Origin of the sequence: Stappia sp. P2PMeth1 (assembly GCF_900185735.1) — a bacterium.
Lineage (GTDB): Bacteria > Pseudomonadota > Alphaproteobacteria > Rhizobiales > Stappiaceae > Stappia.
In genome coordinates, this window is sequence record NZ_FYAW01000022.1 from 455,851 (window position 1) to 469,944 (window position 14,094).

A 14,094-nucleotide genomic window follows, 5' to 3' on the forward strand; every position below is an offset into this window, starting at 1 on the left:
GGTTCCTCCGTCCTCGAACCTAGAACAGGAAATAGCGCTGGGCCATCGGCAGGACCTTCGCGGGCTCGCAGGTCAGCAGCTCGCCGTCGGCGCGCACCTCGTAGGTCTCCGGGTCGACCTCGATCACCGGGGTGGCATCGTTCAGCACCATCGAGGCCTTGGAAATGCCCGAACGGGTGTTGGAGACCGGCAGCACCAGCCGGTTGAGGCCGAGCCGCTCGCCAATGCCGTCGTCGAAGGCGGCCTGCGACACGAAGGTGACGCTGGAGGCGGTCATCGAGCGGCCATAGGCGCCGAACATCGGCCGGTAGTGGACGGGCTGCGGCGTCGGGATCGAGGCGTTGGGATCGCCCATCGGCGCGGCGGCGATGGTGCCGAGCTTGAGCACCAGCTCCGGCTTGACGCCGAAGAAGGCGGGATCCCACAGCACCAGGTCGGCGAGCTTGCCGACCTCGACCGAGCCGACATGCTGCGAAATGCCATGGGCGATGGCCGGGTTGATCGTCACCTTGGCGATGTAGCGGCGGACGCGCAGGTTGTCGTTGTCGCCGCTCTCGCCGGCAAGGCGGCCGCGCTGGATCTTCATCTTGTGGGCGGTCTGGAAGGTGCGGATGATCACCTCGCCGACCCGGCCCATCGCCTGGCTGTCGGAGGCGATGATCGAGAAGGCTCCCATGTCGTGCAGGATGTCCTCCGCCGCGATGGTCTCCTTGCGGATGCGGCTTTCGGCGAAGGCGACGTCCTCGGGGATCGAGCTGTCGAGGTGGTGACACACCATCAGCATGTCGAGATGCTCGTCGATGGTGTTGACCGTGTAGGGCCGCGTCGGATTGGTCGAGGAGGGGATGACATTCGCCTCGCCGCACAGCTTGATGATGTCCGGCGCATGGCCGCCGCCGGCGCCTTCCGTGTGGAAGGCGTGGATGGTGCGGCCCTTGAAGGCGGCGGTGGTGTTTTCCACGAAGCCGCTCTCGTTGAGCGTGTCGGTGTGGATCATCACCTGGATGTCATAGGCATCGGCGACCGCCAGGCAGCAGTCGATGGCCGCGGGCGTGGTGCCCCAGTCCTCGTGCAGCTTCAGCGCGCAGGCGCCGGCGAGGATCTGCTCCTCCAGCGCCGCCGGCAGCGCGGCATTGCCCTTGCCGGCGAAGGCGAGGTTCATCGGGAAGGCCTCGGCCGCCTGCAGCATGCGCTCCATGTGCCAGGGACCGGGAGTGCAGGTGGTGGCGTTGGTGCCGGTTGCCGGGCCGGTGCCGCCGCCCAGCATGGTGGTGACGCCGGACATCAGCGCCTCGTCGATCTGCTGCGGGCAGATGAAGTGGATATGCATGTCGAGGGCGCCGGCGGTGACGATCTTGCCCTCGCCGGCGATGGCCTCGGTGCCCGGGCCGATGACGATGTCGACGCCGGGCTGGATGTCCGGGTTGCCGGCCTTGCCGATGCCGGAGATGCGCCCGCCGGTCAGGCCGATATCGGCCTTGTAGATGCCGGTATGGTCGATGATCACCGCATTGGTAATGACCGTGTCGACCGCGCCTTGCGCCCTGGTGCGCTGGGACTGGCCCATGCCGTCGCGGATCACCTTGCCGCCGCCGAACTTCACCTCCTCGCCATAGATGGTGAAGTCCTTCTCGATCTCGATGACAAGGTCGGTGTCGGCAAGGCGGAGCCGGTCGCCGGTGGTCGGTCCGAACATGTCCGCATAGGCGGCGCGGCTGATCTTGAAGGGCATGGCCTTACCTCAATAGGTGACGATTTCCGAGTAGCTGGCGATGTCGGCCTCGACGCCGAGGCGGCGATAGAGCGCGCCGGGGTCGGAACCGCGGGCTTCGTAGAGCTTTCCAAGCGCCTCGCGTGCGGCGGCGAGATGGCCGGCGCTCTCCCAGCGGGCGAGGTTGACGAGATTGAACCGGCCGGGGCCGCCGGCCTTGCGGTAGAGGGCGCCGGACAGGAATCCCGGCTGGGCCGCCAGGAACGCCCGGTGCTCCGAGAACTCGTCGAGAAACGCCTCGACCGCCTCCTCGGGAACCACGAACTTGTTGATCACGGTGACGCCCATCGCTCAGTTCCCCAGACCCTCGGTCAGTTGTTCCAGTTCCTGGGTGCGCTGCTCGGTCAGTTCGGCAAGGCAGGAATAGACGAGCATCGGCTCCATCGAGCCGCCGCGGGCGAGGAAGCCGGCGGCGGCGCAGGCCTTGTCGCGATAGGGGACCCAGGCGCGCTGGGCCTCCTTCAGCGCCTCGGCGGCGCCCTTGAGGTCGGCGGAGAGATCGGCGTCCATCGCGCGCATCGCCTTCATCGCCGCCGCGTAGGCGGTGTTGAGCTCTTTGTCGGCGGCTTCCCAGTCCTTCTCGGCGCAGTAAGTGAGCTCCATCTGAACAGTGGCGTTCTCGCAATCGATGTCGGGATCCTGCTGGGCACTGGCGGGAGCGGCCGGCAGCCACAGGGCGAGCAGGACGGCGGAGGCGGTCAGGAATGCTGGGCGGGTCACGTCGGGTGTCCTTCGGTTGGTCAGAGCGTGCCCATCACCTTGCCATTGAAACCGTAGACCGCGCGATCCCCGACATAGGGAACGAGGCTGATCTTGCGCGTCTGGCCCGGCTCGAAGCGGATCGCCGTGCCGGCGGGAATGTCCAGCCGGTGGCCGCGCGCCGCCGCCCGGTCGAAGGCGAGCGCCGGGTTGGTCTCGGCGAAATGATAGTGGGAGCCGACCTGCACCGGACGGTCGCCGGTGTTGGCGACCTCGATCTCCAGCACGCGGCGGCCGGCATTGAGCTCGATGTCGCCCTCGGCGGGCATCAGTTCACCCGGGATCATCCGGCGCTCCTTCTGTCAGCGAATCGGCTGGTGGACGGTGACGAGCTTGGTGCCGTCGGGAAAGGTCGCCTCCACCTGCACGTCGTGGATCATCTCGGCGATGCCGGGCATCACCTGGTCGCGGGTCAGAACCTCGCCGCCGGCGCTCATCAGCTCGGCGACGCTGCGCCCGTCGCGGGCGCCCTCGACGACGAAGTCGCTGATCAAGGCCACGGCCTCGGGATAATTCAGCAGGACGCCGCGGGCGAGCCGCTTGCGGGCGACCTCGGCTGCCATGGCGATCAGCAGCTTGTCCTTTTCCCGCGGGGTGAGTTTCATGGCCTGGTCCTCATCTGCATCTGCGGTGCGTGCCTGTCCTCAGCAATACCATGTGCGCGGCAGGCGCGTGCCGCGCCAGGTCTCCAGGAAGGAGACGAGGCCGGCGCGCAGGTCCTGGCCGCTGTCGGCGAGAAAGCGGAAGACGAGAAGGTCGGGAAGGGCGCTGACGCCGCCGCGCAGCCGCTCGCCGAGCAGCGGGCCCATCGCCTCGCGCGCCCGCTCCAGCAGGCCGGAGACGCCCTCGCGGCAATCGACCAGCGTGGCGAAGGCGCGGCTGCCGGCCGCCGTCGCCGAGCCGGAGAGGATGTCGGTGGCATCGCCCTGGATGCGGGCCTCGTCGGCGAAGATCAGCCGGCCGTCGCGGCGGATGCGCCAGCGGTCGCGGAAGCCGAGGGCGTGCACGTCCTCGCCCATCGCCTCGCGCCCGAGCACCAGGCTCTCCACCGCCAGCAGCCGGGCGCCGGGGGCAAGATCGACGGTGAGCGAGCGCTGCAAGGAGGCGCGGTCGAACAGGATGGTCTCCTGCGGCAGCCATTCCAGCACCGCGTCCTCCTCCGCGCGCAGGGCGCTCGCCACCTCGGCCGGGCCGTCGATGCTGCGATAGACCCGCTCGGCCGCCTGGGTGGTCAGCACCGCATGGGCGCCGGGGCCGGCGGTGGCGTCGAACTCGATGCGGTCGCCGCCGGTCAGGCCGCCGGCGGTGTTGAGGAAGACGGCGACCGGCGGGGAGCCGTGGGTCTTCGGCAGGCGGATCTTGGCGGAGCCGCTCTGGCCGAGCTCCTTCAGCCGCGTCGCGTCGCCCTGCCGCGCGAAGGTGACATGGGCGTGCCCGTGCGCGCGCTGCATCGCGGGGGACGGGATCGCCGGGGCTGCGGGTTCGACGGTCATTCGGCTGATTGGCCTCGCTCGAATAGTCATGAGAATCCGGAGCTTACGCCGGACGTTCGAGAGCCGCGAGAGGGTCGCGGCCGGTCGTCGCGCCCCTGTCGCAGGGGCGTCGGACGGTGCCAAGCAAGAGCGGGGCCAGTCGCGACCAGCCGCGGCCGGGCGGGCCGGCGGCGGCTTCCCGGCGCGGCGGACGGGAGCGACTGCCTCAATCTTCGGCAAATGCCGCTTGTGCGGGCAGGGGCGGTTGCCGCGCATAAGGGCGGGTGGCGGACAGGGGCGGAAAACTTGCAGGTTTTGCATTCCGCCCGCAGGATCGGTTACATATATCCGGCATGGACATTCGGGCATGGACGGGGCCTCCCACGGGTGGCCCGTCCCGGCGCGGACAATTCGATGCGGCGGCTGGAGCTGTGGCGGCCGGACCTGCGGAGGCATTCTGACGTGCTGGCTGACGTGCTGGACTTTACCGGACGCCCCTTGCGCAAGCACCTGGGCAGGCATTTGCGCGGCCTCGCGATCGCGGCAGCGCTCGCGGTCGGCGCCCTGCTGCAGACCGGCGGGACCGCCCGCGCCGACATCGGCGCCTGGATCGTCATCGATGCGGAGACGGGGGCGGTGCTCGACCACAAGGACGCGCTGCGCCAGTGGTATCCGGCTTCGGTGACCAAGCTGATGACCGCCTATCTCGCCTTCAAGGCGGTGCGCGAGGGGCGCGCGACGCTGGAAAGCGCCGTGGCGATCAGCACCAATGCCCATGCCCAGCCGCCCAGCAAGATGGGCTTCAAGCCCGGCACGCAACTGACGCTCGACAGCGCGCTGAAGATGCTGATCGTCAAGTCGGCGAACGACATCGCCGTGGCGATCGGCGAATCGATCGCCGGCTCCGAGCCCGCCTTCATCGACATGATGAACGCGGAGGCGCGGCGCCTCGGCATGAGCGCGACGACCTTCACCAATCCGCACGGGCTGCCGGACAACCGGCAGGTGTCCTCGGCCCGCGACCTGGCCGTGCTGGGACGGGCGGTGTGGCGGGAATTCCCGCAATATCAGGGCTATTTCAGCCTGCCGGCGATCCGGGTCGGCAAGCAGACGCTGCGCTCGGCGAACCGGGAATATCTCGCCCGCGTGCGCGGCGCCAACGGCATGAAGACCGGCTATATCTGCAATTCCGGACTGAACGTGGTGGCGACGGCGAGCCGTGGCGGACGCACCGTGCTGGTGGTGATCCTGGGCGCCTCGTCCGGCGTGGAACGGGCCGCCAAGGCCCGCGTGCTGGTCGATGCCGCGTTCAGCCAGCGGCCGGGGCGCTCCCTCGACAGCATGACCGGCATTGCCGGCGGGCCGCCGGCGGACGGCTATTGCAAGCGCAACCCCAGGCCGACCGCCGAGGAACTGCTCGCCGCCTACGGCACCGGCGGTCTGCGCGGCTCCAGGACGCTGTCCTATGCGCAGGCCGGCCCGGCGTCCGACGGCGTGCGCCAGTCGATCGTCGCCCAGGCGCCGCAACAGGTGGTCTCGGCGGATGACGACGCGCCGGCCGGGGACGACGGCAAGACCGACTGGGGCAAGGTGATGGACCAGATCATCGGCCCGCGCGCCCGCGCCGACCAGGCGCTGCAGGTCGGCCTCGGCGTGCCCAAGGGCGGCGCGGCGCCGGCCGAGGCGAAGGTCGCCGCGCTGACAACCGTGCCGATGCCGCGGGAAAAGCCGGCGACGGGCGCGGTCGCGGCGACGCCCGCCCTGCTGCCGACGGCCGCCGCCGCTGCGCCGGCGCCGCAGGGCGAAGCCAAGCCGGGCGCGATCTTCCGCGGCGAGCCGCTCTTGATCCTGCCGCGCCCGTCCCCAAATCCTCGCCCATAGACCGGTGCGTCGGCCGAGCGGCCGGCGTCCGCGAAAGGACCGTGACGTGACCGAGACCGACCAGACCGGCAAGCGCCCGCGTGGGCCGAAGCCGCCCATTCCGCTGACCGTCATCACCGGCTTTCTCGGCGCGGGAAAGACGACGCTGCTCAACACCCTGCTGAAGGATCCGGCGCTGGCCGACGCGGCGGTGATCATCAACGAGTTCGGCGAGGTCGGCCTCGACCACCTGTTCGTGGAAGGAGGCGAGGAGGGCATCGTCGAGCTGTCCTCCGGGTGCCTTTGCTGCACCATTCGCGGCGATCTGGTGACGACGCTGGAGGATCTGCTGCGCCGGCTCGACAACGGCCGCAGCGAGCGGCTGTCGCGGGTGGTGATCGAGACGACGGGGCTCGCCGATCCGGCTCCCGTGCTGCACACGGTGATGCAGCATCCCTATCTGGTGATGCGCTACCAGCTCGACGGGGTGGTGACCCTGGTCGACGCGGTCAACGGGCTGGCGACGCTCGACGCGCAGGAGGAGGCGGTGAAGCAGGTGGCGGTGGCCGACCGCATCGTGCTGACCAAGACCGATCTTGCGGAGGGCGCGGCGGCGCTCGATCCGGCGAGCCCGCTGCGCCGGCGCATTGCCCGGTTCAACCCGGCCGCCCCGGTGATCCTGGCGGCCAGCGGCGAGGCGACGGCGGCCCGGCTGATCGGCACCGGGCTCTACGATCCGGCGACCAAGACGGCGGATGTGGCGCGCTGGCTGAACGAGGAAGCCTATCGCGACGGCCATTCCCATGGGCACGGTCATGGTCATTCCCACGGCCATCACCATCATGATCACCACCATCATGATCACCACGATCACGGGCATCACGATCACGGGCACGACGTGAACCGCCACGGCGATTCGATCCGCGCCTTCTCCCTGTCGACCGACCGGCCGATCCCGGCGGCGGCGCTGGAGATGTTCCTCGACCTGTTGCGCTCGGCGCATGGGCCGAAGCTGCTGCGGATGAAGGGGGTGGTGCAGCTCGCCGAGGATCCGGACCGGCCGGTGGTGCTGCACGGGGTGCAGCACGTGTTCCATCCGCCGGCGACGCTGCCGGCCTGGCCGGACGCCGACCATCGCAGCCGGCTGGTGTTCATCACCCGCGACCTGCCGGAGACCTTCGTGCGCAAGCTGTTCGACGCCTTCACCGGAACGCCTTCGACCGACACGCCGGACGCGGCGGCGCTGTCCGACAATCCGCTGGCGATCCGCGGCTTCAGCGGCAGCTTCCGCTGATCAGGCCGGCGACCGGTCGGCGCGCACGCGGATGAGCCCTTCCTGCGCGACGGAGGCGACCAGCCGGCCGTCGCGCGAATAGAGCGAGCCGCGGGTGAAGCCGCGCCCGCCGGAGGCCGACGGGCTGTCCTCGGCATAGAGCAGCCACTCGTCGGCGCGGAACGGGCGATGGAACCACATGGCGTGGTCGAGACTTGCTACCTGGAGCCGCGGGTCGAACACGCTGGTGCCATGGGCGAAGAGCGAGGTGTCGAGCAGCGTCATGTCCGAGGCATAGGCAAGCACGCAGGAATGGACGCGCGGATCGTCGGGCAGGGCGGCGCTGGCCCGGACCCAGACATTCTGCGACGGGGTCAGCTTGCGGCGGCTGAAATAGTGGGTCATGTCGACGGGGCGCAGTTCGATCGGCCGGTCGCGCTCCCAGTAGCGGCGCACCGGCTCCGGCGCATGGGCGAGGAACTGTTCCTTCAGCTCCGCCTCGCCGGGCAGGTCCTCCGGCATCGGCACGTCGGGCATGGCGACCTGGTGGTCGAGGCCTTCTTCGAAGGTCTGGAAGGAGGCGGCCATGGAGAAGATCGGCTCGCCGTGCTGGATGGCGACGACGCGGCGGGTGGTGAAGCTGCCGCCGTCGCGGATGCGGTCGACCTCGTAGACGATCGGCACGGCCGGATCGCCGGGGCGCAGGAAATAGCCGTGCAGCGAATGGACGGCGCGGTCCTGCGGCACGGTGCGGGAGGCGGCGACCAGCGCCTGACCGATCACCTGGCCGCCGAAAACCCGCTGCCAGCCGACCTGCGGGCTCATGCCGCGGAAGAGGTTGTGTTCCAGCGGCTCGAGATCGAGTATCGAGAGGAGGTCGTCGACGGCTGAGCGCATGCGGCACCTGTTCGCAGGGACGGAAAGGGTGCGTGAGCCTTCGGGGCGCCGGACGGCATTGTCAAGACTGACCCAGGGGCAGCCGTCCCGGGGCGTAGTAACGAGCGTGCAAACACGGGAGCGACAGGATGGGCATCCAGGCGGACGGGCTCGACGTGCTGGTCGGCGGCGGCGGTTATGTCGGCCTGTCGCTGGCGGTGGCGCTGAAGCAGGCCGATCCGGGCCTTCGCGTCGCCGTGGTCGACATGCGCCCGCGCGACGCGCTGGAGCAGGATCCGCGCGCCTCGGCCGTCGCGGCGGCGGCGAGCCGCATGCTGGACCGGCTCGGCGTGTGGGAGCAGATCGTGCCGCATGCCCAGCCGATGATGGAGATGATCGTCACCGATTCGCGGCTGCGCGATGCGGTGCGGCCGGTGTTCCTGACCTTCGACGGCGAGGTGGAGCCGGGCGAGCCCTTCGCCCATATGGTGCCGAACGGGCGCATGGTCGCCGTGCTCGCCGAGCGGGCCGAGGCGCTCGGCGTCGAACTGATCGCACCGGACACGGTCGCCGGCTTCGCGACCGGACCGTCGGAGGTGGAGATTCGCCTTGCCTCGGGCGCGGTCCGCACGGCGAAACTGCTGGTCGCCGCCGACGGCGTGCGCTCGAAGCTGCGCGAGCTTGCCGGCATCGGCACGGTGCGCTGGGAGTACGACCAGTCGGGCATCGTCACCACCGTTGCCCATGAGCGGCCGCATGGCGGCCGCGCCGAGGAGCATTTCCTGCCCTCCGGCCCCTTCGCCATCCTGCCGCTGACCGGCAACCGCTCGTCGCTGGTGTGGACGGAGCGGCGCGTCGAGGCCGAGCGGCTGGTGACGGGCGACGACTTCACCTTCGAGCTGGAGCTGGAGCGCCGCTTCGGCCATCACCTCGGCAAGCTGGAACTGGCCGGGCCGCGCCACGCCTTCCCGCTCGGGCTGACCCTGGCGCGCGACTTCGTGCGGCCCAGGCTGGCGCTGGCGGGCGATGCCGCCCACGGCATCCATCCGATCGCCGGCCAGGGGCTCAATCTCGGCTTCAAGGACGTGGCGGCGCTCGCCGAGGTGCTGGTCGAGGCGCGGCGGCTCGGCGAGGATATCGGCGCGCTTGACGTGCTGGAGCGCTACCAGCGCTGGCGGCGCTTCGACACGTTCCGCATGGGGGTGGTGACCGACGTCTTGAACCGACTGTTTTCCAACGATATGGATGTGGTGCGCGCGGCCCGCGATGTCGGCCTCGGCCTTGTCGACCGCATGCCGGGGCTGAAGCGCTTCTTCATCCGACAGGCGGCGGGGCTGGAGGGGCCGGCGCCGAGGCTGCTGGTCGGCGAAGCGATCTGACCGCATCGGAACGGGCTGGGACGGGACGGGAGAAGACCTGAGACATGGCCGGGTCACTGACAGCCGCATATGTCCGGCCGCAGCGCATCATTCTCATCACCGGCTGCTCCTCCGGGATCGGCGCCGCCGCTGCCCATACGCTGCGCGGCCGCGACTGGCGCGTCTTCGCCACCGCGCGGCGGGCGGAGGACGTGGACCGGCTGCGGGCGGAAGGCTTCGAGAGCTTCCGCCTCGACTATCAGGACGAGGCGAGCCTCATCGAGGGTGCGGCGGAGCTGTTCGAGCGCACCTCCGGCCGGCTCGACGCGCTGTTCAACAACGGCGCCTATGCCATTCCCGGCGCGCTGGAGGACATCCCCTCGGAGGCGCTGCGCGGGCTGTTCGAGGCGAATTTCCTCGGCTGGCACACGCTGACGCGGGCGGTGCTGCCGCATATGCGCCGGCAGGGGCACGGGCGCATCGTGCAATGCTCTTCGATCCTCGGCTTCATGGGCATGCCCTATCGCGGGGCCTACAACGCCTCGAAATTCGCGCTGGAAGGCTATAGCGACACGCTGCGGCTGGAGCTCGCCGGCGCCGGCATCCATGTCTCGCTGATCGAGCCGGGACCGATCGCCACCCGCTTCACCCAGAACGCGATGGCGAATTTCGAAAGGGTGATCGGCGAAGAGGGGGCGGCCGGCTCGCCCCACCGGGAGATCTACGAGCGGCGCCTTGCCCGTATGCGGGCCGGGGAGCCGTCGCTGTTCAAGCTGCCGGCGCGGGCGGTGGTCAAGCGCCTGGTCCATGCGGTGGAGGCGCCGCGGCCGCGCCCGCGCTACCGGGTGACCGTGCCGACCACCGTGATGGCCGGCCTGAAACGCCTGCTGCCGACCCGGGGCTTCGACTGGGTGCTGTCGCGGGCGGCGCGATCCGAGGAATAGGACGCCGGCGCCTGCCGCGCCCCTGTTGAGAAAGGACTTCCGATGGCCGACTTCCTGCGCATGACCATACCCTTCGCCGTCGGGGCGGTGGCGGTCGTGCTGCTGCTGGGCTTGTGGAACATGATGCGCGGCGGCTCGTCCTCGCGCTCGCAACTGCTGATGCGCTGGCGCGTCGGGCTGCAGTTCCTTGCCGTGGTCCTGGTGATGGTGGTGCTCTATCTCACCGGCGTGCGGCCGTAAGGCGCGGCCGGGAAACGAATTTCGCGGAAGGACATGCCATGGTGGTGCTGAACAAGATCTACACCAAGACGGGAGATGCCGGCACCACGGCGCTTGCCTCCGGCGAGCGGCGGCCGAAGCACGACCTGAGGGTCGAAGCCTATGGCACGGTCGACGAGACCAATGCGGTGGTCGGCCTGGCGCGGCTGGAGACGGCGCGCGGCCATCCCGAGCTCGACGCGGTGCTGGCGCGGATCCAGAACGACCTGTTCGACCTCGGCGCCGATCTTGCCACACCGGAAAGCGACACGCCGCCGGCCTATCCGCCGCTGCGCGTCACCGAGGCGCAGGTCTCGGCCATCGAGGCGGCGATCGACCGGTTCAACGCCGACCTGTCGCCGCTGCGCTCCTTCGTGCTGCCGGGCGGTACGGCGGCGGCGGCGCAGCTCCATCTCGCCCGCACGGTGTCGCGCCGGGCCGAACGGCTGATGACCGAACTGGCGGCGCGCGAGACCGTCGGCCGGCCGGCGCTGGTCTACATGAACCGGCTCTCCGATTTCTTCTTCGTCGCCGCACGCTGGGTCAACGACAAGGGCGCCGCCGACGTGCTGTGGGTGCCGGGCCAGAACCGCTAGGGCCAAGACCGCCGCCTTGACGACGCACTTGACGCCGGGGCGCGCAGGCCGGAAAGCTGCGACGACGCAACAGGACGGCCGGCCGATGTTCATTCCGCTCTACGATCACAAGCCGCTCGTGCATGTGCGGCGACAATTTGTCACATGGGGGCTGATCCTCGCCAATGTGGCGATCTTCGTGCTGGTGCAGCAGGGCGGGCTGTCGGAGCCGGCGATGCAGGCCTCGAGCCTCTCTTACGGGCTGATCCCGGCGGTGCTGTTCGACCTGCGCGACCTTGCCCCCGATCTCGTGGTGTTTCCCGAACCGGCGGCGCTGGTGACCTATGCCTTCCTGCATGGGAGCTGGATGCATCTGGGCGGCAACATGCTGTTCCTGTGGGTCTTCGGCGACAATGTCGAGGACGCGATGGGGCACGTTCGCTTCCTGGTGTTCTATCTGCTGTGCGCGGCCGCGGCCGGGCTCGGCCACGCCCTGATCGAGCCGGGGTCGATCGTGCCGCTGATCGGCGCCTCCGGCGCGGTGGCCGGCATCATCGGCGCCTATCTGGTGCTGCATCCCAAGGTGCGGGTCTGGGTGCTGGCCTTCGGCCGGCTGCCGCTGCGTCTGCCGGCCGCCTGGGTGCTGGGGGCGTGGATCGCCTTCCAGGTGGTGATGGTGCTGGGTCCGGCCGAGGATGGCGACACTGTCGCCTGGTGGGCGCATGTGGCCGGTGCCGCCGCCGGGGCGCTGCTGGTGGTGCCGATGCGCCGGCGCGGCGTGCCGCTGTTCGACAGGGGGGTGTAGGGGGCTTCGGGCGGCGTGGGGAAGCGGGCGTCGCTCCTGCGACGGCAGGGTTCCCTTACGTGGCGTTGACAGCCACCAAGCGCGTCAGTACGGTCCCGGCCCGACGACACGGAACCTGCGAAAAAGCCGCGGTTTCCGGCTGTCCTGAGGCGTTGCGGATACGAAAGGCGACCGGCGGCGGTAACTTGCGGTCGCGTCAGCGGGAGGTTGAAAAACCAATGAAAATCCTTGTGCCCGTGAAGCGGGTGATCGACTACAACGTCAAGGTGCGCGTGAAGGCCGACGGCTCGGGGGTCGATCTGGCCAACGTCAAGATGTCGATGAACCCGTTCGACGAGATCGCCGTCGAAGAGGCGATCCGTCTGCGCGAGGCCGGCAAGGCCACGGAGATCATCGTGGTCTCGGTCGGCCCGCAGCAGGCGCAGGAGACGCTGCGCACGGGCCTCGCCATGGGTGCCGACCGCGGCATCCTGGTCAAGACCGACGCCACCACCGAACCGCTCGCCGTCGCCAAGATCCTGAAGAAGGTGGTCGAGGACGAGCAGCCCGGCCTCGTCATCCTCGGCAAGCAGGCGATCGACGACGACTGCAACCAGACCGGACAGATGCTCGCCGCGCTGCTCGGCTGGAGCCAGGGCACCTTCGCCTCGAAGGTGGACCTCGGCGAGGGCACGGTCGACGTGACCCGCGAGGTCGACGGCGGCCTGCAGACCGTCAAGCTGAAGCTGCCGGCCATCGTCACGACGGACCTGCGCCTCAACGAGCCGCGCTACGCCTCGCTGCCGAACATCATGAAGGCGAAGAAGAAGCCGATCGACGAGAAGTCTCCGGAGGACTGCGGCGTCGACGTCACGCCGCGCCTGGAAGTGCTGAAGACCGTCGAGCCGCCGGCACGCCAGGCCGGCGTGAAGGTGGCCGATGTCGCCGAGCTTGTCGCCAAGCTCAAGACCGAAGCCGGCGTGCTGTGATCGGACGGACAGGGAGACACTGACGATGACCATCCTTCTTGTTGCCGAACACAGCAACACCGCACTGAACGATTCCACCCACAAGGCGATGACCGCCGCCGCCGCGATGGGCGGCGACGTGCATGTGCTGGTCGCCGGCAAGGGCGCGCGCGCGGCCGCCGAGCAGGCCGCCAAGATCGCGGGTGCCGCCAAGGTGCTGCTCGCCGACGGCGACGGGCTTGCCCAGCAGCTCGCCGAGCCGATGTCGGAGCTGATCGTGTCGCTGGCCGGCGGCTATGACGCGATCGTCGCGCCGGCCACCGCCAACGGCAAGAACATCCTGCCGCGCGTCGCCGCGCTGCTCGACGTGATGCAGCTTTCCGACGTCACCGCCGTCATCGACGGGTCGACCTTCGAGCGGCCGATCTATGCCGGCAACGCCATCCAGACCGTCAAATCGAACGATCCCAAGAAGGTGGTGACCGTGCGCACGGCGAGCTTCGCCGCCGCCGAGGAGACCGGATCCGCCGCGATCGAGGAGATTTCGGCGACCCAGTCGGATCTGTCGACCTTCGTCGGCCAGGAACTGTCGAAGTCCGACCGTCCGGAGCTGACCTCGGCCAAGGTGATCATCTCCGGCGGCCGCGCGCTCGGCTCCAAGGAGAAGTTCGAGGAGGTGATGCTGCCGGTCGCCGACGCGCTGGGCGCGGCTGTCGGCGCCTCGCGCGCGGCGGTCGATGCGGGCTACGCGCCGAACGACTGGCAGGTCGGCCAGACCGGCAAGGTCGTCGCGCCGGACCTCTATATCGCCTGCGGCATCTCGGGCGCCATCCAGCACCTTGCCGGCATGAAGGACAGCAAGGTGATCGTGGCGATCAACAAGGACGAGGAAGCGCCGATCTTCCAGGTCGCCGATTACGGCCTCGTCGCGGACCTGTTCGAGGTGCTGCCGCAGTTCAAGGCTGCCGTCGAGGCCGCCAAGGGCTGACGGCACCGCGCCGCGGCGCGGGCGAGACGATTGCGAAGGGCCCGCCCTCGGCGGGCCCTTCCGCGTTGCCGGGGACGGTTGGCGCCATGGCGCTGCCGCCTTGCGAAAAAGCGCTGCCGGGTCCTTGCGGCGGGCTCGCGAAGTTGCCATGAATAGCCCTCACTTTCCCCAAGGGTGCGCCGCGCGGTGGCACCGAAACGAAATCGGG

16 protein-coding genes are annotated in these 14,094 nt (G+C 69.6%); 9 read left to right on the forward strand and 7 right to left on the reverse strand.

Annotation, left to right across the window (positions count from 1 at the left end):
• Positions 1-19: 19 nt before the first annotated feature.
• From ureC to P2PM1_RS17700, 6 genes are read right to left on the reverse strand one after another with little or no spacing between them, the layout of a single operon-like run.
• Positions 20-1,732, reverse strand: coding sequence for an urease subunit alpha (gene ureC, locus P2PM1_RS17675; RefSeq protein ID WP_186399948.1), 1,713 nt, complete (start codon positions 1,730-1,732; stop codon positions 20-22).
• Positions 1,733-1,741: 9 nt separating this feature from the next.
• The gene (locus P2PM1_RS17680; protein ID WP_186387574.1) at positions 1,742-2,059 is read right to left on the reverse strand and encodes an antibiotic biosynthesis monooxygenase; all 318 of its coding nucleotides are present in this window, start codon (positions 2,057-2,059) and stop codon (positions 1,742-1,744) included.
• 3 nt (positions 2,060-2,062) lie between these two features.
• Complete coding sequence (locus tag P2PM1_RS17685) at positions 2,063-2,473, reverse strand: lysozyme inhibitor LprI family protein (protein ID WP_186400073.1); 411 nt, start codon at positions 2,471-2,473, stop codon at positions 2,063-2,065.
• Positions 2,474-2,511: 38 nt separating this feature from the next.
• Positions 2,512-2,817, reverse strand: a complete 306-nt coding sequence (locus P2PM1_RS17690; protein WP_186387573.1) for an urease subunit beta — start codon at positions 2,815-2,817, stop codon at positions 2,512-2,514.
• 15 nt (positions 2,818-2,832) lie between these two features.
• On the reverse strand, positions 2,833-3,135 hold the full coding sequence (locus P2PM1_RS17695; protein WP_186387572.1) for an urease subunit gamma: 303 nt from the start codon (positions 3,133-3,135) through the stop codon (positions 2,833-2,835).
• Between the two features lie 39 nt (positions 3,136-3,174).
• Complete coding sequence (locus P2PM1_RS17700) at positions 3,175-4,023, reverse strand: urease accessory protein UreD (protein ID WP_186387571.1); 849 nt, start codon at positions 4,021-4,023, stop codon at positions 3,175-3,177.
• 441 nt (positions 4,024-4,464) lie between these two features.
• On the opposite strand from P2PM1_RS17700, the gene P2PM1_RS17705 reads away from it, so the two are divergent.
• Entirely contained in the window at positions 4,465-5,883 is a 1,419-nt protein-coding gene (locus P2PM1_RS17705; RefSeq protein WP_186399949.1) for a D-alanyl-D-alanine carboxypeptidase family protein, read from the forward strand.
• A 46-nt stretch (positions 5,884-5,929) separates the two neighbouring features.
• Complete coding sequence (locus P2PM1_RS17710; RefSeq protein ID WP_208985319.1) at positions 5,930-7,156, forward strand: GTP-binding protein; 1,227 nt, start codon at positions 5,930-5,932, stop codon at positions 7,154-7,156.
• Here the strand turns inward: P2PM1_RS17710 and tesB are convergent, their stop codons facing one another.
• Positions 7,157-8,032 (reverse strand): acyl-CoA thioesterase II, encoded by an 876-nt coding sequence (tesB, locus tag P2PM1_RS17715; protein WP_186399950.1) that lies wholly within the window; start codon positions 8,030-8,032, stop codon positions 7,157-7,159.
• Between the two features lie 128 nt (positions 8,033-8,160).
• On the opposite strand from tesB, the gene P2PM1_RS17720 reads away from it, so the two are divergent.
• The 7 genes from P2PM1_RS17720 (at position 8,161) to P2PM1_RS17750 (ending at position 13,886) form a co-directional block, all read left to right on the forward strand.
• Positions 8,161-9,390 carry a ubiquinone biosynthesis hydroxylase gene (locus tag P2PM1_RS17720; RefSeq protein WP_186399951.1) on the forward strand — a complete coding sequence of 410 codons (1,230 nt, stop codon included), beginning with the start codon at positions 8,161-8,163 and terminating at the stop codon, positions 9,388-9,390.
• Positions 9,391-9,434: 44 nt separating this feature from the next.
• A complete protein-coding gene (locus tag P2PM1_RS17725) occupies positions 9,435-10,313 on the forward strand; it encodes an SDR family NAD(P)-dependent oxidoreductase (RefSeq protein ID WP_186394315.1) in 879 nt (292 codons plus the stop codon).
• A 42-nt stretch (positions 10,314-10,355) separates the two neighbouring features.
• A complete protein-coding gene (locus P2PM1_RS17730; protein WP_186399952.1) occupies positions 10,356-10,553 on the forward strand; it encodes a twin transmembrane helix small protein in 198 nt (65 codons plus the stop codon).
• Between the two features lie 38 nt (positions 10,554-10,591).
• Positions 10,592-11,167, forward strand: coding sequence for a cob(I)yrinic acid a,c-diamide adenosyltransferase (locus P2PM1_RS17735; RefSeq protein WP_186387565.1), 576 nt, complete (start codon positions 10,592-10,594; stop codon positions 11,165-11,167).
• Between the two features lie 85 nt (positions 11,168-11,252).
• Positions 11,253-11,951 carry a rhomboid family intramembrane serine protease gene (locus P2PM1_RS17740; protein WP_186399953.1) on the forward strand — a complete coding sequence of 233 codons (699 nt, stop codon included), beginning with the start codon at positions 11,253-11,255 and terminating at the stop codon, positions 11,949-11,951.
• A 218-nt stretch (positions 11,952-12,169) separates the two neighbouring features.
• Positions 12,170-12,919 (forward strand): electron transfer flavoprotein subunit beta/FixA family protein, encoded by a 750-nt coding sequence (locus tag P2PM1_RS17745; RefSeq protein WP_186387563.1) that lies wholly within the window; start codon positions 12,170-12,172, stop codon positions 12,917-12,919.
• Between the two features lie 25 nt (positions 12,920-12,944).
• Entirely contained in the window at positions 12,945-13,886 is a 942-nt protein-coding gene (locus P2PM1_RS17750) for an electron transfer flavoprotein subunit alpha/FixB family protein (RefSeq protein WP_186394312.1), read from the forward strand.
• Positions 13,887-14,094: the final 208 nt, after the last annotated feature.

What these genes read in the sequence shown, in the direction of transcription:
- P2PM1_RS17680 (WP_186387574.1), bottom strand. Translation starts at nt 2,059, where the DNA reads ATGGGCGTCACCGTGATCAACAAGTTCGTGGTTCCCGAGGAGGCGGTC.
- tesB (WP_186399950.1), bottom strand. Translation starts at nt 8,032, where the DNA reads ATGCGCTCAGCCGTCGACGACCTCCTCTCGATACTCGATCTCGAGCCG.
- P2PM1_RS17750 (WP_186394312.1), top strand. Translation starts at nt 12,945, where the DNA reads ATGACCATCCTTCTTGTTGCCGAACACAGCAACACCGCACTGAACGAT.
- ureC (WP_186399948.1), bottom strand. Translation starts at nt 1,732, where the DNA reads ATGCCCTTCAAGATCAGCCGCGCCGCCTATGCGGACATGTTCGGACCG.
- P2PM1_RS17745 (WP_186387563.1), top strand. Translation starts at nt 12,170, where the DNA reads ATGAAAATCCTTGTGCCCGTGAAGCGGGTGATCGACTACAACGTCAAG.
- P2PM1_RS17730 (WP_186399952.1), top strand. Translation starts at nt 10,356, where the DNA reads ATGGCCGACTTCCTGCGCATGACCATACCCTTCGCCGTCGGGGCGGTG.
- P2PM1_RS17695 (WP_186387572.1), bottom strand. Translation starts at nt 3,135, where the DNA reads ATGAAACTCACCCCGCGGGAAAAGGACAAGCTGCTGATCGCCATGGCA.
- P2PM1_RS17725 (WP_186394315.1), top strand. Translation starts at nt 9,435, where the DNA reads ATGGCCGGGTCACTGACAGCCGCATATGTCCGGCCGCAGCGCATCATT.
- P2PM1_RS17735 (WP_186387565.1), top strand. Translation starts at nt 10,592, where the DNA reads ATGGTGGTGCTGAACAAGATCTACACCAAGACGGGAGATGCCGGCACC.
- P2PM1_RS17700 (WP_186387571.1), bottom strand. Translation starts at nt 4,023, where the DNA reads ATGACCGTCGAACCCGCAGCCCCGGCGATCCCGTCCCCCGCGATGCAG.
- P2PM1_RS17690 (WP_186387573.1), bottom strand. Translation starts at nt 2,817, where the DNA reads ATGATCCCGGGTGAACTGATGCCCGCCGAGGGCGACATCGAGCTCAAT.
- P2PM1_RS17740 (WP_186399953.1), top strand. Translation starts at nt 11,253, where the DNA reads ATGTTCATTCCGCTCTACGATCACAAGCCGCTCGTGCATGTGCGGCGA.
- P2PM1_RS17720 (WP_186399951.1), top strand. Translation starts at nt 8,161, where the DNA reads ATGGGCATCCAGGCGGACGGGCTCGACGTGCTGGTCGGCGGCGGCGGT.